General features: G+C 31.9%; 19 protein-coding genes. 12 read left to right on the forward strand and 7 right to left on the reverse strand.

Annotation, left to right across the window (positions count from 1 at the left end; translation table 11 throughout):
• Window positions 1–106: 106 nt before the first annotated feature.
• The 5 genes from glsA to B2X73_RS02165 all read left to right on the forward strand — a co-directional run bounded on the left by glsA (window position 107) and on the right by B2X73_RS02165 (window position 5,420).
• A complete protein-coding gene (gene glsA, locus B2X73_RS02145) occupies window positions 107–1,048 on the forward strand; it encodes a glutaminase A (protein ID WP_371875726.1) in 942 nt (313 codons plus the stop codon).
• Window positions 1,049–1,054: 6 nt separating this feature from the next.
• On the forward strand, window positions 1,055–1,948 hold the full coding sequence (locus B2X73_RS02150) for a LysR family transcriptional regulator (protein ID WP_219033970.1): 894 nt from the start codon (window positions 1,055–1,057) through the stop codon (window positions 1,946–1,948).
• A 73-nt stretch (window positions 1,949–2,021) separates the two neighbouring features.
• Window positions 2,022–2,981 (forward strand): YeiH family protein, encoded by a 960-nt coding sequence (locus B2X73_RS02155; RefSeq protein ID WP_115000367.1) that lies wholly within the window; start codon window positions 2,022–2,024, stop codon window positions 2,979–2,981.
• 52 nt (window positions 2,982–3,033) lie between these two features.
• Window positions 3,034–3,741 carry a peptidylprolyl isomerase gene (locus B2X73_RS02160; protein WP_291059974.1) on the forward strand — a complete coding sequence of 236 codons (708 nt, stop codon included), beginning with the start codon at window positions 3,034–3,036 and terminating at the stop codon, window positions 3,739–3,741.
• A 29-nt stretch (window positions 3,742–3,770) separates the two neighbouring features.
• Window positions 3,771–5,420: a B12-binding domain-containing radical SAM protein gene (locus tag B2X73_RS02165; RefSeq protein ID WP_219033972.1), complete on the forward strand. Its 1,650-nt coding sequence runs from the start codon at window positions 3,771–3,773 to the stop codon at window positions 5,418–5,420.
• A 57-nt stretch (window positions 5,421–5,477) separates the two neighbouring features.
• Here the strand turns inward: B2X73_RS02165 and B2X73_RS02170 are convergent, their stop codons facing one another.
• The 5 genes from B2X73_RS02170 to B2X73_RS02190 form a co-directional block, all read right to left on the reverse strand.
• Window positions 5,478–6,884, reverse strand: a complete 1,407-nt coding sequence (locus B2X73_RS02170) for an efflux transporter outer membrane subunit (protein ID WP_291059976.1) — start codon at window positions 6,882–6,884, stop codon at window positions 5,478–5,480.
• 2 nt (window positions 6,885–6,886) lie between these two features.
• A complete protein-coding gene (locus B2X73_RS02175) occupies window positions 6,887–10,042 on the reverse strand; it encodes an efflux RND transporter permease subunit (RefSeq protein ID WP_291095621.1) in 3,156 nt (1,051 codons plus the stop codon).
• A 13-nt stretch (window positions 10,043–10,055) separates the two neighbouring features.
• On the reverse strand, window positions 10,056–11,297 hold the full coding sequence (locus B2X73_RS02180; RefSeq protein WP_291048553.1) for an efflux RND transporter periplasmic adaptor subunit: 1,242 nt from the start codon (window positions 11,295–11,297) through the stop codon (window positions 10,056–10,058).
• A gap of 7 nt (window positions 11,298–11,304) precedes the next feature.
• Entirely contained in the window at window positions 11,305–11,799 is a 495-nt protein-coding gene (locus B2X73_RS02185) for a GbsR/MarR family transcriptional regulator (protein WP_291048556.1), read from the reverse strand.
• A gap of 227 nt (window positions 11,800–12,026) precedes the next feature.
• Window positions 12,027–12,587, reverse strand: a complete 561-nt coding sequence (locus tag B2X73_RS02190) for a hypothetical protein (protein ID WP_291048559.1) — start codon at window positions 12,585–12,587, stop codon at window positions 12,027–12,029.
• 192 nt (window positions 12,588–12,779) lie between these two features.
• On the opposite strand from B2X73_RS02190, the gene B2X73_RS02195 reads away from it, so the two are divergent.
• The gene (locus B2X73_RS02195; RefSeq protein ID WP_286494913.1) at window positions 12,780–13,313 is read left to right on the forward strand and encodes a hypothetical protein; all 534 of its coding nucleotides are present in this window, start codon (window positions 12,780–12,782) and stop codon (window positions 13,311–13,313) included.
• A gap of 56 nt (window positions 13,314–13,369) precedes the next feature.
• A complete protein-coding gene (locus B2X73_RS02200; RefSeq protein ID WP_038330588.1) occupies window positions 13,370–13,816 on the forward strand; it encodes a KTSC domain-containing protein in 447 nt (148 codons plus the stop codon).
• 73 nt (window positions 13,817–13,889) lie between these two features.
• Here B2X73_RS02200 and B2X73_RS02205 read toward each other — a convergent pair whose 3' ends face one another.
• Window positions 13,890–14,864: a deoxyhypusine synthase family protein gene (locus B2X73_RS02205; protein ID WP_219033979.1), complete on the reverse strand. Its 975-nt coding sequence runs from the start codon at window positions 14,862–14,864 to the stop codon at window positions 13,890–13,892.
• Between the two features lie 33 nt (window positions 14,865–14,897).
• Entirely contained in the window at window positions 14,898–16,280 is a 1,383-nt protein-coding gene (locus tag B2X73_RS02210) for an arginine decarboxylase (RefSeq protein ID WP_180904450.1), read from the reverse strand.
• 415 nt (window positions 16,281–16,695) lie between these two features.
• On the opposite strand from B2X73_RS02210, the gene B2X73_RS02215 reads away from it, so the two are divergent.
• From B2X73_RS02215 to lepB, 5 genes are all read left to right on the forward strand, one after another.
• Window positions 16,696–17,469, forward strand: a complete 774-nt coding sequence (locus tag B2X73_RS02215; protein WP_038330582.1) for a ParA family protein — start codon at window positions 16,696–16,698, stop codon at window positions 17,467–17,469.
• Window positions 17,470–17,474: 5 nt separating this feature from the next.
• Window positions 17,475–18,365: a ParB/RepB/Spo0J family partition protein gene (locus tag B2X73_RS02220; protein WP_038330580.1), complete on the forward strand. Its 891-nt coding sequence runs from the start codon at window positions 17,475–17,477 to the stop codon at window positions 18,363–18,365.
• Window positions 18,355–18,933 carry a DUF5683 domain-containing protein gene (locus tag B2X73_RS02225; protein ID WP_180904451.1) on the forward strand — a complete coding sequence of 193 codons (579 nt, stop codon included), beginning with the start codon at window positions 18,355–18,357 and terminating at the stop codon, window positions 18,931–18,933. Before B2X73_RS02220 ends, B2X73_RS02225 begins: the two co-directional genes overlap by 11 nt.
• Before the next feature lie 9 nt (window positions 18,934–18,942).
• Window positions 18,943–19,647, forward strand: coding sequence for a 4-hydroxy-tetrahydrodipicolinate reductase (gene dapB / locus B2X73_RS02230; RefSeq protein ID WP_115000386.1), 705 nt, complete (start codon window positions 18,943–18,945; stop codon window positions 19,645–19,647).
• A gap of 26 nt (window positions 19,648–19,673) precedes the next feature.
• Window positions 19,674–21,100: signal peptidase I (gene lepB, locus B2X73_RS02235; protein WP_291095623.1), on the forward strand; the 1,427-nt coding region annotated here is incomplete at its 3' end.

Here is a 21,100-nt window from a genome sequence, read left to right on the forward strand (position 1 = left end):
GTGTTTTACATCAAATAAAATGAAACGATATACATTCTCAACATTACTTCTAAGTCTTACTTTAACATGTTTTAATCCAATTAATCAAACTGTTTATGGACAAAATATGTCAAAAAATAGTTCGAGAAGTTTACAGATTAATGAAAAAACATTAAACGATATTCTTGAGAGAAATAAAGCTTTTTACAAAGAAGGAAAAGTTGCCGATTATATTCCAGAATTAGGAAAAATGCAAGCGGATAAAATTGCTTTTTCTGTAGTTAATGAAAATGGTAAAGTGATAAATGTTGGCGATATCAATCAAAAATTTACAATTCAAAGTATTTCTAAAATCATTGCGTTGATGATTGCTGTTACAGAAAAAGGGGAGAAAAATGTATTTTCTAAAATGGGTTATTTCGGAACAGATAAACCATTTAATCATTACGCAAACCTTGAAACGACAGGAAAACCTCTGAATCCAATGATGAATGCTGGTGCGATTTTAACAACTTCTATGATTGATGGTGAAGGTGAAATTCCTTTCAAAAAAATCCTTGAAATGGTTCGCTACATCACCAAAAATAATTCGATAGATTATAGCAAATCCGTTTATAATTCTGAAAAAGAAACGGGACACAAAAATCGTGGAATGTTTTATTTGATGAAAAATAATGGCTTGATTGAAGGTGATGAAGAAAAGTTGAACAACTATTTCAAACAATGTTCTATCGAAGTAACTGCCGAAGATTTAGCTAAAATTGGTTATTTCTTTGCGCATCAATGCACACGTTTTGATGGTGATGCAACGTATAAAAATCCAGAAATCTCACAGTTAATTCAATCTCAAATGTTGACTGCTGGAATGTATGAATTTAGTGGCAAATATTCACGCACCGTTGGTTTACCAAGTAAATCTGGCGTTGGTGGCGGAATTACCGTTTCCGTTCCAAACAAAATTGGTATCGGCGTTTTCAGTCCTGCACTTGACGAACATGGGAATTCCGCAGCTGGATATCATATGATTTTGGATTTGGTAAAGCAATACAATTTAAGCTTATTTCAATAATTTCTTATGTTCGATTTTAGATTAAAAGTTTTTGATACGGTTGCTAAACGATTGAATTTCACGAAAGCAGCAAACGAATTAAACATAACACAACCAGCTGTTACAAAACACATTAAAGAAATTGAATTAAATCTTAACATTAAGTTATTTGAACGAAATGGGACGAAAATAAAATTGACCAAAGCTGGTGAAATTCTATTAAAATATACAGAAGAAATTTTTTCTGTTTATCAAAAAATGGAATTTGAAATTGGGCAATTACAAGAAAAACAAAAAGGAATTTTACGTTTGGGTGCAAGTACGACAATTGCGCAATATGTATTACCTCCTATTTTGGCAGAATTTCGAAAAAGATTTCCTGAAATTCAATTGAGTTTGGTGATTCAAAATTCGGAAAGAATTGAAGAATTATTAGGAAATCATAAAATCGATGTCGGTTTAATTGAAGCTCAAATCAAAAATAGAACGTTTCATTATTTTCCGTTTATGAAAGATGAAATTGTGTTAGTTTCTCGTCAAAATCATTCTATTTTTACCAAAAATAATATCAAATTAGATGATTTAAAGAACATTCCGTTGGTTTTTCGGGAACCTGGTTCTGGAACTTTAGAAACCATTGATTTAGCTTTAAAATCGAAAAATATAAAGCTAAATGAACTCAATATCGAAATTCAATTGGGAAGTACAGAAAGTATAAAATCGTATGTGTTACATTCTGATGCTTTAGCGTTTTTATCAATTCAATCTATTTTACAAGAACTTAAAAATCAAACTTTAACTATTATTGACATTAAAAACCTTGTGATAGAACGTAATTTCAATTTTATCATTCCAGAAGGTGATCAATCTAAATTGGTGAATTTGTTTATTAATTTTTGCAATAGTTATAACTTAAAGTAATAATAGATTACTTTTTATCATTTCTTTTTGAATAATAAGTACAAGAAATTTGTACCATAAAATTATTCAAATCATGAAAATTATACATTCAGAAAAAGGCTTATTTCAACAATTCACTACACAAAAAGTTATCTTTTTAATTTGTGCATTTCTATGTTTAATGCCTTTTATAAGCTCTCCTATCGCATTAGTTTTAGGATTTGTTGTTGCGCAAATATTTGGAAATCCATACGAAGTACAATCACGAAAAGTATCAAACACTTTACTGAAAGTTGCTGTGGTAGGTTTAGGATTCGGAATGAATATTTTTTCGGCTATACAAGCAGGAAAAGAAGGAATTGTATTCACCGTTGTAAGTATTTCTACGTTGATGATTTTAGGATTTTTATTTACCAAACTCTTCAAAATTGAAAAAGCTACAGGCTACCTAATTTCCGCTGGAACAGCAATTTGCGGAGGAAGTGCAATCGCTGCAATCGCGCCAATTACAAAAGCAAAACCCAATCAAATTTCGGTTGCTTTAGCAGTAGTTTTCACATTAAACTCAATTGCATTATTGATTTTCCCACCGCTTGGACATTTATTCAACTTATCTCAACACGAATTTGGTTTATGGTGCGCTATCGCAATTCACGACACAAGTTCTGTCGTTGGAGCAGCAAGTAAATACGGAGAAGAAGCTTTACAAATCGCTACAACAGTGAAATTAGCTCGCGCACTTTGGATTATTCCATTATCGTTTTTAACCTTATTGTTTTTCAAAAACAACACATCAAAAATTAATATTCCGTGGTTTATTGGTCTATTTTTAATCGCTATTTGTGTGAATACCTATGTACCTTTTGTCCATCAATTTAGTCCAATTATTATCGATCTATCTAAAGCTGCTCTTACGCTTACATTATTCTTAATCGGCACAAGTTTATCATTCAAAATGATGAAAAATATCGGCTACAAACCGTTATTAATGGCGATTATTTTATGGGTAATTATTGGTGTTGGAAGTTTAATTATGATTATGAATTTAGCTTAAAATCATTCAGATTTCTATATTTGTTGTTATCTTTAGAACAAGAAAATTTACAATGAATCATCGATTATTAAAAAATATTGCTCTCGGAATTGGATTTTCAATTTCGAGTTTTGTTTCTGCGCAAACCTATACTTTAAAATTCAAAACTAATTACGGAAAATTTGATGTAATGTTATATGATTTCACTCCCAAACATCGCGATTTGATTTTGAGTGAGATTAATAAAGGAACTTATACAAATGCACAATTTAACAGAGTTGTGAAAGATTTCGTCATTCAAGGAGGCGAATTAGATGATCCTATTTTGGCGCGAGAAGCCGAACATCCAGAGCAAAAACCGATTCGTTTAGCGCCAGAATTTAATCCGAAAGCTTTTCATAAAATGGGAGCTTTAGGTGCTGGTCGAGATGGAAATAAAGAAAAAGCTTCTTATTACAATCAAATTTATTTTGTTGTAGGAAAAAAAATTACAGCGAAAGAATTAGATGATTTGGAAACTAAAAAAGGAATCAAATTTACAGCAGAACAACGCGCTGAATATTTAAAAAATGGCGGACAGCCTCGTTTAGATCATGATTTTACAGTTTTTGGAGAAATTACAAAAGGTTTAGACAAAGTCATGAAAATTAGTGAATTTGAAACAAAGAACGAATTACCATTAGAACCTGTTATTTTTTCAATCAAAGTGAAAAAGAAAAAAACGCCTACAAAATATAACAAAACAAGTTTTTCTTTGGGCGGTACAGCGATAGGTTTTTAATTATTATTTTTGCAAATCAATTACAAATTATGCAATCATCAATTTTATTAACGACTTTAAACGCAAAATATATTCACCTCAATTTGGCAATTCGTATTTTGTACGATTTAAATCATCATCATGGAAATATTTTTTGGAAAGAATTTACGATTAAATCTGACTTTGATGAAGTTGCAGAAAAATGCGTTAAATACAATATTATCTGTTTTAGTTGCTACATTTGGAATATTACGCAGACGTTAGAAGTTTGTAAACGAATCAAACAAATTTCTCCTGAAACTAAAATTTTGTTGGGTGGACCAGAAGTTAGTTACGAATATGATGATGTGATTGCAAATGATTATATCGACTATATCATTGTAGGTGAAGGAGAAATTCCGTTCGAGGAATTTGCAGCAAATTATCCCGCAATAGAAAATGTACCGAATTTAGTTTACAAAAAAGAGAACAAAGTTGTTTTCAATGCACAAAATATTCAATTTGATATTAATCGATTAAAAGGTCGAAATCCTTATCAATACGATAATCCAGCGGATTTGGAAAAGAAGGTTTGTTACATCGAAACTTCTCGTGGATGTCCTTATAAATGTGAGTTTTGTTTAGCAAGTTTAGACAATAAAATGCGCTATTTGCCGATGGAAACCATTAAAGAAAATTTGTTGTATTTGATGAAGCATGGAAAAACAATTAAGTTTTTGGATCGAACATTTAATATAAAACGTGATTTTACGATCGAATTGTTTCAATTTATTTTGGATCATTATCGTGAAGGAAATGTTTTTCAGTTCGAGATTACAGCAGATATTGTTCATCCTGATATTATAAAATTCATCAACGAAAATGTTCCAAAAAATCTTTTCCGTTTCGAAATCGGAATTCAAACCGTTAATCAACAAAGTAATCGAGAAGTTTCGCGCAAGCAAAATTTTGAAAAAACGTCAAATGTTATCAATCAATTGAAAGATCGTATTGAGATGCATTTAGATTTAATTGTTGGTTTACCTTTGGAATATATTGATGATTTGAAATTTAGTTTCGAAGAAACCTTTAAACTATATCCACCAGAATTGCAATTAGGTTTTCTGAAATTTCTGAAAGGGACTCCAGTTCGTCAAAAATATGAAAACTATGGTTACCATTTTGATCCAATGCCGCCTTATCAAATTATAAAAAGTGATTTTTTAAGTGAAAATGATTTAGAAAATATTACTGCTTTAGAAAATGCTCTGGAGATTTATTGGAACAAACCAAGAACGCCAGAAACGCTGAAATATATTAGTCAAAAGTATTCTATTTTCGATTATTTGATGGGATTAGGACAATATTTTGAGCAGCATCATTTGTTTCACAAACATACCTTGAACGATGTTTTTCAAACGATTTACGATTTTGCGCAAACATTTACAAACGACAAAATTATATTAGAATTAATCGCGATTGATTATTATAGTTTTCATAAATCAAAACCAAAAGATTTATTTGAAATGGAACAAAAAATTGAAGAAGATTTGAGTGAACTTGCTTCTCATCCAAAAAGTAAATTTGTTTCGATTCCAATTTCATTTGATTATCTAATTTGGAAAGATGAAAATCGAATTGAAGAAACTACTGAAAATTGGTTAATAGAATTTGTAGGAACTTCTCACAATATTATTCATTGCGAAGTTTTAGAGAAATAGAAGTATAAAAAAACCTCTCAAATATTTGAGAGGTTTTTTTCTTAAGATTAGAATTGCTTATTGCCATCCACCTCCAACAGCGCGATATAATTCGACCATTGATGATAAAGATGATAATTTCGCATCAACAACATTCAATTCAGCATTCAACCCATTGTCTCTTGCTGTAATTACTTCTAAATAGTTTGCCATACCGTAGTTTAACAATTCTTCAGAATAGGTAATTGCTTGATTGAATAATTGATATTCTTTTTGTTTATATTCAGCTTTCTTCGTTGCTGCATCGTATGTGTATAACGCATCAGAAACCTCTTTACTTGCATTTAAGATTTTGCTTTTATAATTAATCAAAGCATTTTCTTGATTTGCTAAAGCAACTTCTTTTTGCGTACGCAATTTACGTTGTTGTAACAAAGGTTGAGTTAAGCTACCGATCACCGTTGCAAATAAAGATTGCGCACTAAATAATTTATCAATATCAATTCCTTGTACACCACCTGTTGCAGTAATAGAAAGAGAAGGATAAAAACTTGCATTCGCAACGTTAACATTCTCAAAAGCGTTCATCAATCCAAACTCTGCAGCTTTGATATCAGGACGATTTTCTAATAATTGAGCTGGAACACCAACAGATAATTTTTCGTCAATTTTTTGAGAAGCTAAGTTTGTACGATTAATAGATTGAGGATTTGTTCCTAACAAAATACTCATCACATTTTCATTCATCTTAATTCCATTTTCAACGTCAACCAATAATGATTTCACATTGAACAATTGCGCTTCTGTTTGGTTAACTGCAACTTCTGTTACATTCCCAGCTTCTTTCAAAGCTTTCGTTGTTTCTAAACTTTGCTCGCGGTTGATTAAAGTTTTATCTAAAATTCTTTTTTGCTCATCTAAAGCCAATAAGTTGTAATATGCATTTGCAATAGATGCAACAATTTGCGTTTTTACCGCTTTGTGTGCTTCTACAGTTTGCAAATAAGTTGCTGCAGATGCACGTTGATTACTTCTAATTTTACCCCAAATATCTGCTTCCCAACTTAAGTTCCCTGAAACTTCGTATTGACTTTGTGCACGTTTTGACATCAATGCACCAAATTGAGTATTACGAGAGTTTTCTGTAAACGTATATTTCGGACCTACAGATAAAGTTGGTAAATAACCTGCTTTACCTTGTTTAGCATACGCCTCAGCAACTGCAATATTTTGCAGTGCTGAACGTATATCTAAATTATTTTGTAAACCTTGATTAATCAAAGCTTGTAATTGAGTGTCTGTAAAAATTTGTTTCCAAGAAACAGTTGCAACACTTGCACTGTCTTTTGCAATAACATCTGTTCTGAAATTTGCTTCATTTACAACAGCTTCAGGACGATGATAATCTTTTGCTACGAAACAAGACTGAACAGCAAACAATCCAGCTGCGATTAAAGTAATATTAAATATTCTGTACTTTTTCATTTTTAGATTGAATTATTATGTTCAATTTCTTCTTGTGGACGATCAAATTTAACTGGTTTAACTTTTTCTTGTAATGTTTGGAAAACAACAAACAATACTGGAATAACAAATAAACCTAAAATTGTACCTACCAATAAACCAAATGCTGCTCCAGTAGCTACAGAACGGTTACCAGCAGATGATACACCTGTTGCAAATACTAATGGCATTAATCCTAAAATAAAGGCAAAAGATGTCATCAAAATTGGACGTAAACGAGCTTTAGCTCCATCTATAGCTGCCTGAACAATTGACATTCCGTGTACACGTCTTTGTAAAGCGAACTCTACAATCAAAATGGCATTTTTAGCGAGTAACCCAACCAACATGATGAAGGCAATTTGGAAATAGATATTATTTTCTAATCCAGCTAACCATTGAGATAAATACGCCCCCATCATACCACAAGGAACAGATAATAATACTGCGAATGGTAAAACATAAGATTCATATTGTGCAGATAAGATAAAGTACACGAATACGATACATAAAGCAAAAATCATTGCTGTTTGAGAACCTGAATTAATCTCCTCACGAGTAAGACCTGTAAAGTCAGTACTATAAGAAGTAGATAATGTTTGTTCAGAAACTTGATTAATTGCTGTAATCGCATCACCTGTAGAGAATCCTGGTTTTACTGCTCCTGTAATATTAGCTGATGTAAATAAGTTGAAACGGTTAACAGAGTTAGGACCATACACACGTTTTAAAGTCACAAATTGTGAAACTGGTGTCATTGAACCTGCATCCGTTTTCACGAACATTTTATTTAAGCTTGTTTCATTGATACGATCATCTGGTGAAGCTTGAATGTACACACGGTATTGTTTACCAAAACGTGTAAAGTCAGCTGCATATAATCCTCCAATATATCCTTGTAAAGTTGAGAAAATAGAACTTACTGAAACACCAGATTGTTTTGCTCTTTCAATATTAACATCGATTTCGTATTGAGGAAAACCTGTGTTTAAAGATGTTTGAGCATACATAATTTCTGGACGTTGCATTAAAGCACCAATATATTCCTTTGCAACTTTATCAAAATCAGCAATATCTCCACCTGTTTTATCTAATAATTTCAACTCGAAACCAGAAGACATACCAAAACCTGGAATTGATGGTGGTTGGAAGAAAATCATTTGAGCATCAGGAATTTGAGCTGCAGCACCAAATAATTGTCCAATGATTGATTGTACTGATAAAGCATCTGTTGTACGTTCTTCGAATGGCTTCAATTTAATGAACATCATACCATAGTTAGAACCAGCTCCAGAAATAATAGAGTTACCCGAGATAATTGTTGCTTTATCTAATCCAGGAATTTTTTCAATTTTTTTCTGGAATTCTTTTTCAACTTCATATACACGGTCCATAGAAGCACCCGCTGGTAACTCGATATTACCAATAATAAACCCATTATCTTCAGTTGGTACGAAACCTGTTGGCATCATCTTTCCAACACCCCAAATTCCTAAACCACTTACAATAATCAATAAGAATGAAATCCATTTGTGTTTAATTAAAAATTTGAATGAATTACCATATTTATGTGTCATACGATCAAATGAAGCATTGAAAGCATCAAAGAATCGCTGAATAAAGTTACGTTTTTGCTCTCCTTCTTGATGTGGTTTTAAGAATAAAGCACACAATGCTGGAGATAATGTCAAGGCATTTAATGCCGAAATTAAAATGGCAACAATTAAAGTAATACCAAATTGTTTGTAGAATACTCCGGTTGGTCCTGAGATAAATGTTACTGGTACGAACACCGCACACATTACTAATGTAATCGAAACGATTGCTCCAGAAATTTCATCCATCGCATTTTTTGTTGCATCCATAGGAGCTTCGTGATGAGACTCCATTCGAGCATGCACGGCTTCCACCACAACAATGGCATCATCTACCACAATACCAATGGCGAGTACTAAGGCAAATAACGTTAATAAGTTTAACGAGAATCCTGCCAAATTAAGGAAAAAGAATGTACCAATAATAGACACTGGTACCGCAATCAATGGTACTAATGTAGAACGGAAATCTTGTAAGAAAATATATACAACAATAAATACTAAGATAAACGCTTCTATCATTGTGTGAACAACTTTAGAAATAGACGCATCTAAGAATGTATTTGTATCCATTAAGATAGTGTAAGAAACTCCTTCTGGTAATAATTTAGAAGCTTTTTCTAACTCAGCTCTCAAGTTTACAATAATTTCTTGTGCATTAGATCCTGGTGTTTGATAAACAGCAAATACAGCAGAAGGATCCCCATCCATTGCAGAACGTCCTGCATAAGATTGAGCACCAAATTCTACATTTGCTACATCTTTTAATCTTAGAACCTGTCCGTTTGGTAAAGATTTAATAACAATATTACGATATTGATCTTCTGTCTTGTATCGTCCAGAATATGTAATTGTATATTGGAATGACTGTCCAGAGTTTTCTCCTAACGAACCAGCAGCAGCTTCAAGAGATTCTTGAGATAAAGCTGCAGAAACTTCAGAAGGAACTAAACCATAACTTGCCATACGAGAAGGATCTAACCAAATACGCATAGAATAAGTCATCGCACCAAACACAGTTGCATCCCCTACACCGTTTACACGTTTTAAGGCTGGAATAATATTGATGTTCAAATAATTTTGAAGATAAATCTCATCGTATTTGGGGTTTGTTGAACTAAACGAAGCAAACATCAATGCTGATGTCTGTTGTTTTTGTGTCACAACCCCTGAACGAGTTACCTCCGAAGGTAATAATGGTGTAGCACGTGCCACACGGTTTTGTACGTTTACCTGTGCGATATCTCCATCTACACCTGGTTTAAATACAACATCAATAGAAGCAGAACCGTTATTAGAGGCAGTAGAAGAAATATAATCCATTCCTTCAACCCCATTCACCTGTTCCTCTATCGGGATAATTACAGACTCCATTACTGTCTTTGCATTCGCTCCGGGATATGAAGCAGAAATTTTTACAGTAGAGGGTGCAATATCTGGATATTGTGTTACCGGAAGCGATATAAGCCCCAGTATACCCAATATCAATATAAGGATAGAAATTACCGTAGATAATACGGGTCTTTCAATAAACTTTTTTAACATATCTATTTACAATTTAGAATACCGTTTTTGTAGATTCTACGATTTGATCAAAGTTTGCTGGAGTTGGTTTAACAGCTGTTTTATCACGTAGTTTTCCTACACCTTGTGCAACAACTTTATCACCTTTTTTCACTCCGTCTTTTACAACTGCCATATTATTCGCTCTTTCTACTACAGTAATTGGCGTTGCGTAAGCTGTATCTTTTGTTACTTTGTAAACATAAGTCATACCTTGTTGTTCAAACGTTGCAGCCTCTGGCACAACCAATACATCAACATAAGTTTTTGGAACACGAATACGCCCTGAGTTACCATTTGCCAAAAGCTTAGCCTCATTATTGAACGTAACACGGAAATCAATTGTCCCTGTTGTTGGATTAATTTGACCAGTTACAGTTTGTATTTTACCTTTCTCAGGATAAACATCTCCATTAGCTAATACTAATTCAACTGCTGGAATTTTGTTTAATTTATCTTTTAAAGTTGATCCTTCAGATTTAGAAATAAAGTTTAAATACTCTTTCTCATTCATAGAGAAATAAGCATATACTCTACTTGTATTTGAAACTGTAGTAATTGGAGTTTGATCTGTAGGACCAACTAATGTACCTTGACGAGAATTAATAGAACCAACCACTCCACTAATAGGTGCTCTAACAACAGAATAATCTACATTTGCTTGAGCTCCTTTGTAATTTGATTGAGCTTCAGTAACACCAGCCTGCGCTTGAGACTTAGCAGCTACAGCTTGATTATAACTCGCTTGTGCTTTTGCTAGATTAGCTTTTGCAGTTTCTAATTGTACATTACTAATAATATTTTTCTGTACCAACGGAGTCAATTTGTTTACCTCTACTTGAGCTGCTTGTACTGCCGCTTGTGCTGCACTTACATTAGCCTGAGCCGCTTTTACATTAGCTTGCGCTGCACCAACACCTGATTTTAAAGCATCCGCATTTTGAGTTAAAACATTTGTCTCTAATTTGAACAAAGGTTGACCAGCTTGTACATATTGACCTTCATCAACATAAACTTCTGTAATATATCCTTGGATTTTTGCACGAACATCATTATTTACAATACCTTGAATATTTGCAGGGTATTCATCATAACTCGTTACCACTTTCGTAGGCACATCAACTACCGGATAAGGCGTTGGACCTTGTGCTTGTTGAGCAGCAGCATTGTCTTTCTTTCCACAAGAACTCAAAGCTATTGCCAAAGCACCAACCATTATAACGTTAACGTTTTTCATATTACTTTTACTTATTTTCTAGTTGAATTTTATTTATTTTTTGTATTGTTTCGTCTAATATCACTTTTGTTTGATTAAGATGTTCCAAATAGATATCAACTACTCTATTTTCAACATTTTTAGAAAGCGTATTATTCGCTAGTTTATGTTCTTTTATTCGATTTGTATAACCTATATCTTGAGAAATCATTTCAAATAAAAAATCTAATTTCTCTGTCAAATAATTAAAATTTAATCTAAAATATCTTTTTCTAGAATTAATTTTATTTATGTATTCGATGTGTTTCATCGATAGTAAGTAGTTAATAGAGTTTGATAAGGAACTTTTACTAACATTAAAAATCTCAAGAAGTTCTTCGAAAGTAAATCCCTCCTCATCTGATTCTAAAATCATGTATGCTTGCAACTTAGCCGTCAGTGGAGGAAAACCATAAGTTCTCTCCAAAAAAGCACTAAAGCTGCAAAAAAGATCCAAATTACATGCTTGATTTTTTATATTCATAATTGTATAATCTACAAAACCATGCAAATATAAAATAGTTAGTTCGGTTTACACAGAACTAACTATACTTTTTTCGATATTTAACAATTAATTAAATTAATAATTTGTTAATTCACATCTTAAATCCAAACAAAAAATAGACCAAACAAATTAAAAATAAAGCTATTATAGCATAATTAATTATTATTTTACACAATATTACATAAGCAACCTTTTGTTTAAAAGAACTATTGAGACTTAAAATTTATAGGAGTTTTTGTTAAAAAATTATTAATTTCATCAACATCGTTTAAATAATCGAATTTTAAATCTTCATGAAATTTTTCAAAAATAGAAAAAATCAATTTCAATCTCCCGTGTTGATAATTGTATAATTTTTCTGCATTATCTCCTGTTGTATAAGTTTCAAAAAGATAAGGATAACGACTAAAAGATTCTTGAATGATATATTTTCTCAATTCAAATTCTGACACTTTATCTTTCGTAATTTGAACATGATAATTCACAATTCCACTCAATGTTTTTAACGTCAACAACAATTGACGATGACTTCTATTTATATTAATCTGATTAATTAAGTGATGAGACTTTTTAAACTGCAAATCAATCTTTTCATAAATATTTTTTACACGATCTTGCAAATCATTTTCACCCTCTAATAATTGAAAATGCAAATGTTCTACTAAAGTTTCATCTTTATTGATAAGACGCAAAAGAAGTTTATCTTTTTCCTTTGAAGGAAGATCTAAGATAGAGTTTTTCAATTCAGGAACGTCTTTCAATTTCATACTTATTTTGTTTGTTGTTAGCTTGTTTAAAATTACAAAAATATTCGAGATAATTCATTTTACACAAAACGATTAAATCATATAAATAATGTATATTCGAAAAAATAAATCATAACCTAAATGCCAAAATCACTCAAAATCTACATCATTTCTTCAGTTCTCCTCATTTTATTTTTATTGAGTTTAAACCTTATGGGGTTGAATTTAAAAGGAGAATATACCTATCAAATTCTTGCTTGGACTTGGATTATTTTCACCTTTTACATCGTTATTAAATTTTGGAAAATTATCTATATCAAAATTTATGGTTTTTTACTTTTTGCTTTAGTTGGATTGAGCATTTTACCAATGGCAATTCCGTTTCTATCTATCGTTAGTTTTTTATTCAATATGAATACAATTCAAACCATTAAAGTAAATGATGAATATAAAATAGTAGTTACGAAAAAAGTTATGGCAATGAAACGTGCTTATATCTATAATTCTGAATCTAAATTTCCTATTTTAGAAAAATCAAACAATATCGCGAGACCAGATTATAGTGATATTGTTTCTGAAACATTAAATATTAATTCTGATGATCCAAAGCTATATGAATACGAAAACGAACCTATTCAGCAAGCTAAACTGATTTCTATAAACAAGGATAGTATTGGAATTGAATATCAAATTCTCAACAAAAAGAAAATTATTTATCATAACCTTAACGAAACTTATGGATATTAAACGTATTTCGTGATTTATAATCCGTACTTTTGCACTCCGAAAAAAGGATTATAATTATGAAAAGCGTTGTAGAACACAGAAAATTACTTGGAGTTGATAAAAATGTAACTCTAAAAGAGTTGAAAACAATTTACAGAAACACGATGAAAGATGCGCATCCTGATAAATTTATCAACGACGAAGCAGGCAAAATAGAAGCTGAAGAAAAAAGTAAAGTTGTGATCGAAGCATACCACTTTTTAGTAAGTATTAATCCTGAAACGCACGAAAAAAACAAAGAAGAATATACGATTACAACTGCAAAATCTAACATTCATGATTTTTATATGGATGAACAAATTTTGAAAGTAGAACATTTAGATGGAAATCATTACGAGTATTTTGGCGTTCCTAAAAATACGTACATCAAAATGGTAAATTCTGATTCTCCAAGCCGTTTTGCAAGAAGACATATCTATGGAAAATTTACGCATAGAAAAGCTGGTGAAGCAATGAAAGATTAATTATCGGAACGATATATAACAAAAAAACCACTTCAATCGAAGTGGTTTTTTTATGCTTAATATATTCTATTGATTAGTTTCCTAAAATATAGTTGAAAATCAATGGAGCAACAATAGTCGCATCAGATTCTATCATATATTTTGGTGTATCAACATCTAATTTACCCCATGTAATTTTCTCATTTGGAACTGCTCCAGAATAAGATCCGTAAGATGTTGTAGAATCAGAAATTTGACAGAAATACGCCCAGAAAGGAACATCTGTCCACTCTAAATCTTGGTACATCATTGGAACAACACAAATTGGGAAATCTCCAGAGATACCACCAGCAATTTGGAAGAAACCTACACCTTTACCATCAGAATTAGCACGATACCACTCTGTTAAGTAAATCATGTACTCAATTCCAGATTTTACTGTAGACGCTTTTAAATTTCCTTTGATTACGTTAGACGCAAAAATGTTTCCTGTTGTAGAGTCTTCCCAACCTGGACAAACGATAGGTAAATTTTTCTCAGCAGCAGCAACAATCCAAGAATCTTTCGGATCAATTTCGTAGTATTGCTCTAAAACTCCAGAATTTACAACTTGGTATAAAAATTCGTGTGGTAAATAACGCTCACCTTTTTCTTCTGCTGCATGCCAAACATTCTCTAAATGCTCTTGTAAACGACGAAAAGCCTCCTCTTCTGGAATACAAGTATCTGTAACACGGTTGAAGTGTGTATCTAACAATTCGCGCTCTTGCTCTGGTGTTAAATCACGGTAATTTGGAATTCTTTTATAGTGAGAATGCGCAACTAAATTCATTACGTCTTCTTCTAAATTTGCTCCTGTACAAGAAATGATGTGCACTTTATCTTGGCGAATCATTTCCGCTAATGAAATTCCTAATTCAGCAGTAGACATTGCTCCACCCAAAGAAATTAACATTTTACCACCTTCTAACAAGTGTTGCTCATATCCTTTTGCAGCGTCAACTAAAGCAGCTGCATTAAAGTGTCTATAGTTATGTTCTATAAACTGACTGATTGGTCCTTTACTCATTTTATTTGTTTTATATTTTATTAAAAATTCTAATTATTTATATCCTAATGTATTCAACACATCTTGATGCGTTTGTTCTTCTGAATATACTTTTGCTTCATAATTTTCGTCAATCAAAATATATTTGGGCTGAGGAATTAAACAGTGATTAATTCCACCAAAACCACTAATATTATCTTGGTAAGCTCCTGTATTAAAGAAACCGATATACAATGGTTTTGCTTGATCATATTTCGGAAGATAAATGGCATTTACATGCTGTTCTGAATTGTAATAATCGTCAGAATCACATGTTAAACCTCCTAATAATACACGTTCATACTTATCGTACCAACGGTTAATTGGCAACATTACAAATCGTTTCGAAATTGCCCAAGCATCTGGCAAAGTTGTCATAAAAGAAGAATCGATCATATCCCAATACTCTTTATCATTTTGTTTCTTTTGATAAAGAATTTTGTAGACTACTCCTCCACTTTCTCCTACTGTAAACGAACCAAATTCTGTAAAAATATTTGGAACAGGAATTCCTTCTTCATCACAAATCATTTTAATTTGCAACAAGATTTCTTTCGCCATGTATTCGTAATCATATTCGAAATTCAACGAATTTTTGATTGGGAATCCACCACCAATATTCAAACTATCTAATTCTGGACAAACTTTTTTAAGGTTTACATAAACTCTCAAACATTTTGTCAACTCATTCCAATAATACGAATTGTCTTTAATTCCTGTATTAATAAAGAAATGAAGCATTTTCAATTTAATGCGTTCATTAGGTTTTACCATTGTCTGATAAAAAGGAACAATATCCTTGTAACCAATTCCTAAACGAGAAGTATAAAATTCAAATTTTGGTTCTTCTTCCGATGCAATACGAATTCCGATTTCAAAATCACCTTCAATTGCCTCAGAAAACAAATCAACTTCCTCGTAATTGTCAATTACTGTAATCGTTTTACGATGTCCGCTATTTACCAAACGAGCAATATTTTCTACATATTCCTCACGCTTGAAACCGTTACAAACAACATATTGATCGTCTGTAATCAAACCTTCTCCAATCAAATTTTCGACAATATTAATGTCAAATGCAGAAGATGTCTCAATGTGAATATCGTTTTTTAATGCTTCACCTAAAATGTGACGAAAGTGAGAACTTTTTGTACAATAACAATAATTGTAAGTTCCCTCATAGTTTAACTCTTCACGCGCTTTTTCGAACCAACCTTTCGCTTTCTGAATGTTTTGCGAAATTTTAGGCAAATATGTGAATTTTAATGGTGTTCCATGTTCTTCGACCAAAGCTTTTAGGTCAATTCCATTAAATTTTAAGTACTCTCCATCTAATTCAAATTCATCTTGTGGAAAGTCAAATGATTGCGTGATTAAATCTATGTATTTAGTTTTCATTATGCTTTATAAATGTTACGTGTGTTTAATAATTCTAAAAATTTTGCAAAAAAATTAGGGTATTACAGACGTATCGCATAATATACATTGCGAAGCAATAAGGGGAAAGAATAATTCTTAAATTCGTTTCTATTCATTAAAACTACTGCGTTAAAGCTCTTTCTATTCTCAACGCTTTCGAATAAAAGGTTAAAACTCATCAACTTTTTTTATTAAAAAAATTATAAAAATACTTGTCGCAAATATAAGTTTTTTAATTCTGTTAAAAAGATAAAATAATATTAAAATTTAGCTTTACAGAACTGATGTTTTATGATGTAAAACAAATATTCAACAATTATTCAAAAATTTATTTTTTCTTTAAGGTTTAGCAAGGTTAAATATTGTATTTTTGAAATCGTTTTGAACGTAAATTATGGGTAAAATTATTGCTATTGCTAACCAAAAAGGTGGTGTTGGTAAAACGACAACTTCGTTAAACCTTGCCGCTTCATTAGGTGTTTTAGAGAAAAAAGTTTTATTAATTGACGCAGATCCGCAAGCAAATGCAACATCTGGTTTGGGTTTTGATTTGGATGAAATCGAAGCTGGAACCTATGAAGTATTGGAAAATGAAGTGCTTGCGAGCAAAGCTATTTTACAATCAGAATCGCCAAACCTAGACTTGATGCCTGCTCATTTAGATTTAGTTGCTGCCGAGATTGAGATTGTAGATTACGAGAACCGCGAATACATGTTAAAAAACGCGCTATCAGAAATCAAAGATCAATATGATTATATTATTATAGATTGCGCGCCTTCACTTGGTTTAATTACTTTGAATGCGCTTACAGCTGCAGATTCTGTGATTATTCCTATTCAGTGCGAATATTTTGCATTAGAAGGTTTAGGAAAATTATTAAATACGATAAAAGGAATTCAACAACATCACAACAAAGAACTGGATATTGAAGGTTTATTGTTGACGATGTATGATTCGCGTTTACGCCTTTCTAATCAAGTATTAGACGAAGTGAACAATCATTTTCCGCAAATGGTTTTCAAAACAATTATTACTCGAAATGTACGTTTGTCAGAAGCACCAAGTTTTGGCGAAACAATTATTCAGTACGACGCAGCAAGTAAAGGTGCAGAAAATTACTTAAATTTAGCGCGTGAATTTTTAATTAACAACAACGATACAGTTTAAATAAAATGGCAAAGCCAAACAAAAATAATCGCTTAGGACGTGGATTATCTGCTCTATTAAAGGATGAACCAACTGTAAAAACAGCACAAGATGAAGGTGCAAAGAAATTGGTTGGAAACATTTTGGAAATAGATTTAGAAAAAATCACCGCGAATCCTTGGCAGCCACGAACTAATTTCGATAAAAAAGCTTTAGAGGAATTGGTTTCGTCTATTCAAACATTAGGCGTTATTCAACCGATTACGATTCGTAAAAAACCAACTGGTGAATATGAATTGATTTCTGGTGAAAGACGTTTTCGCGCTTCACAATTAGCTGGTAAAAAAACAATTCCAGCTTATGTACGTTTAGCAAATGACCAAGAAATGCTGGAAATGGCATTGGTCGAAAATATTCAGCGTCAAGATTTAGATGCGATCGAGATTGCGCTTTCTTACCAACAATTGATTGATGAAATCAAGTTAACACAAGAAGAATTAAGTAAACGTGTTGGGAAAGACAGAACGTCTATTACCAATTATTTGCGTTTATTAAAATTAGACCCAATTATCCAAACAGGAATTCGTGACGGAATGATTTCAATGGGACACGGTCGCGCTTTAATGGCTATTGATGATACTGATTTACAATTTGATATTTACGAAAAAATTGTCAAAAACAATTTATCTGTTCGCGATACAGAACGTTTAATCAAATCGATAAAAGAAGGTAAACCTGAGAAAAAAGCAACAAATGAATTACCTTCTCAGTACAAAGAAGCATTAAGTTCTATTTCAAATTCATTGAATACGAAAGTTGAAATAAAACGTGCAAATAACGGAAAAGGTAAAATAATTTTGAATTTTACTTCTGATGATGAGTTTGAACGATTAAGAAAATTTTTAAATGAGAATTAAAGCATTCTTACTTGGATTAACGATCTCTTCGACGTTTGCTTTCGGTCAAGTTAAAACGGATTCTTTAGTCGTTGTCGAAAATAATGTTATTGTAAACGATACAATGAGCGTAACTAAAGAAGCATTAATGGAGAAAAGTCCAATTAGAGCCTCTTTGTATTCGGCTATTTTACCTGGTGCTGGACAATTGTATAACAAAAAATGGTTAAAAGCACCTATTGCGCTTGGTTTAGTAGGTACAGGAACAGGTTTTACGATTTATTACAATAATTTGTACAAAAAATACCGAAAAGCTTATATTGCGGTAAGAGAAGGAACACCAAACGAATTCACAGGAATTTTATCTGCAGAGCAATTGGCAGTTATTCAAGATGATTACAAACGAAAACGCGATTATAGTGTCGCTTTAACTGCATTAGCTTATTTATTAAATATTGTAGATGCAACAGTAGATGCGCATTTATTCACAGTTCGTAATGACACAGAAATGTCATTCAAACCAACAGTCATTCAAGATGAAATGACATTAGAGCCAGTTTTAGGATTGGCATTTAACTTAAAATTTTAGAAATTACAGATGAAAATTGCATTAATAGGATACGGAAAAATGGGAAAAGCCATTGAAGAAATTTTAATTCAACGCGGACACGAAGTTGTACTTAAAATATCTCGTACTCCACTTGCGGAAGAATTAAATAATGTTGAAGTTGCAATAGAATTTTCGAGACCAGAATTCGCTTACGACAACCTTAAAGTATTACTTGAAAATAAAATCGCAACAATTTGTGGAACAACAGGATGGTTAGATAAACAAGAAGAAATTAATCATTTAGCAATTTCAAATAACACCGCTTTTTTATATGCTTCTAACTTTAGTTTGGGCGTTAATTTATTCTTCGAATTAAATTCTATTTTAGCTCGAATGATGAATAAATATCGTAACGAATACCAAATTAATCTAGAAGAAATTCATCATACACAAAAGCTTGATGCACCTTCTGGAACAGCGATTACAATTGCAGAAGGAATTATTGACAATTCAACATATAATTCTTGGTCGATGGACGAAAAAGCAAAAGACATTATTCCAGTTGAAGCAAAAAGAATCGAAGATGTTCCCGGAACACATATCGTACAATATAACTCTGATGTAGATACTATTGAGATTTCTCATACGGCGCATTCTCGCAAAGGTTTTGCCTTAGGTGCCGTGATTGCTGCGGAATGGATTTGGAATAAACAAGGTGTTTTCACAATGAAAGATGTACTTGAACTGAACTAAATTAAAATACTAAATATCAAAAACTTATGCATGTACTAATTTACTGGTTAATTGGTTTTATTATTGCCAATATAATCTTTGGAGCTGCAACTTGGAAATTATATAAAAATGCTGGAAAGCAAGCAATTCAAGCTTATATTCCTTTTCTAAATATCTGGAAAGGTTTAGAAATTATTCATCGTCCAAAATGGTGGATTATTCTATTTTATTTGCCAATTGTTGGTCCTATTTTTTGGTTAGTATTCTTTGTTGATTTAGGAGATTCTTACGGAAAAATTGAAACAAAAGACAAAGTCATTATGGTTTTGACTTTAGGTTTATACATTTTTGCGGTTAATTATTCTGATAATCCAAAATATTTAGGTCCAGAAAAACGCAAACCAACATTTGTTTCTTCCTTAATTTTTGCCCTTGTTTTAGCAACTTTGGTTCATAACTGGTTTATCCAACCAATGATTGTTCCAACAGGATCGATGGAAAATACAATCAAAATTGGTGATGCTTTATTTGTAGAAAAAGTAAGTCACGGAGCGCGTGTTCCTATGACACCAATCGGAATTCCATTCTCAGAATTTATTTACCGTGATGGTTTTATCGACAAAGCACGCCTACCTTATATGCGTATTCCAGGTTGGAGAGATTTAAAATCGAACGACATTGTTGTCTTCAACTATCCTACAGATTCTATTTACAATGCGATCGATCGTAAAGATGCTTATGTAAAACGTTTAGTTGGTTTACCAGGAGAAACTGTACAGATTCGTAATGGAGTTTTATATGTAAACGATAAAAAATTCATTCCGAAAAAAGATGCACAAGTTCAGCATGCTTATACAGTTGTTGTAAAAACTCCTTTCAGTGATAAATTATTATACGATAATTTTGGAATCATAAGTACAGATTATAATGCTGCAAAACAAGGTGACGGAACATTTATTTATCAATTTGCAGCTTTGACTGATGCTCATGTTACAGCAATGAAATCTAATGCAAATGTAGTTTCTGTTGAACCTATTTTACAACCTGTAGGTGAAAAAACGGAACATATTGTAAATGGAAAAATTGATAGTACAAACACTATTTTTCCAGTAAACAAAAACTGGAATCCTGATCAATACGGACCTTTATACATTCCGAAAAAAGGTGATGTAGTTGATGTTAACAAAGAGACTTTAGCGCAATATATTAACATTATTCGTCGCTATGAAAACAATACATTAAGAGTTGATTCTACAAACGGTAAGTTTGATGTATTTATCAATGATCAAAAAACAGATAAATACGAAATCAAACAAAATTACTATTTTATGGTTGGTGATAACAGAAATCAATCATTAGATGCACGTTTCTTTGGTTATGTTGGAGAAGATCATATTATTGGTCGTCCTATTATGATTTGGGCAAATATGAACGGAATGTTCAAGCCTGCTGCTCCTAAGAAATTTATTTGGAA

Origin of the sequence: Empedobacter sp. UBA7252 (genome assembly GCF_002472765.1) — a bacterium.
GTDB lineage: Bacteria > Bacteroidota > Bacteroidia > Flavobacteriales > Weeksellaceae > Empedobacter > Empedobacter falsenii_B.

Coding starts and splice junctions, on each gene's coding strand:
- glsA (WP_371875726.1), top strand. CDS start 107: ATGTCAAAAAATAGTTCGAGAAGTTTACAGATTAATGAAAAAACATTA.
- B2X73_RS02150 (WP_219033970.1), top strand. CDS start 1,055: ATGTTCGATTTTAGATTAAAAGTTTTTGATACGGTTGCTAAACGATTG.
- B2X73_RS02155 (WP_115000367.1), top strand. CDS start 2,022: ATGAAAATTATACATTCAGAAAAAGGCTTATTTCAACAATTCACTACA.
- B2X73_RS02160 (WP_291059974.1), top strand. CDS start 3,034: ATGAATCATCGATTATTAAAAAATATTGCTCTCGGAATTGGATTTTCA.
- B2X73_RS02165 (WP_219033972.1), top strand. CDS start 3,771: ATGCAATCATCAATTTTATTAACGACTTTAAACGCAAAATATATTCAC.
- B2X73_RS02170 (WP_291059976.1), bottom strand. CDS start 6,884: ATGAAAAAGTACAGAATATTTAATATTACTTTAATCGCAGCTGGATTG.
- B2X73_RS02175 (WP_291095621.1), bottom strand. CDS start 10,042: ATGTTAAAAAAGTTTATTGAAAGACCCGTATTATCTACGGTAATTTCT.
- B2X73_RS02180 (WP_291048553.1), bottom strand. CDS start 11,297: ATGAAAAACGTTAACGTTATAATGGTTGGTGCTTTGGCAATAGCTTTG.
- B2X73_RS02185 (WP_291048556.1), bottom strand. CDS start 11,799: ATGAATATAAAAAATCAAGCATGTAATTTGGATCTTTTTTGCAGCTTT.
- B2X73_RS02190 (WP_291048559.1), bottom strand. CDS start 12,587: ATGAAATTGAAAGACGTTCCTGAATTGAAAAACTCTATCTTAGATCTT.
- B2X73_RS02195 (WP_286494913.1), top strand. CDS start 12,780: ATGGGGTTGAATTTAAAAGGAGAATATACCTATCAAATTCTTGCTTGG.
- B2X73_RS02200 (WP_038330588.1), top strand. CDS start 13,370: ATGAAAAGCGTTGTAGAACACAGAAAATTACTTGGAGTTGATAAAAAT.
- B2X73_RS02205 (WP_219033979.1), bottom strand. CDS start 14,864: ATGAGTAAAGGACCAATCAGTCAGTTTATAGAACATAACTATAGACAC.
- B2X73_RS02210 (WP_180904450.1), bottom strand. CDS start 16,280: ATGAAAACTAAATACATAGATTTAATCACGCAATCATTTGACTTTCCA.
- B2X73_RS02215 (WP_038330582.1), top strand. CDS start 16,696: ATGGGTAAAATTATTGCTATTGCTAACCAAAAAGGTGGTGTTGGTAAA.
- B2X73_RS02220 (WP_038330580.1), top strand. CDS start 17,475: ATGGCAAAGCCAAACAAAAATAATCGCTTAGGACGTGGATTATCTGCT.
- B2X73_RS02225 (WP_180904451.1), top strand. CDS start 18,355: ATGAGAATTAAAGCATTCTTACTTGGATTAACGATCTCTTCGACGTTT.
- dapB (WP_115000386.1), top strand. CDS start 18,943: ATGAAAATTGCATTAATAGGATACGGAAAAATGGGAAAAGCCATTGAA.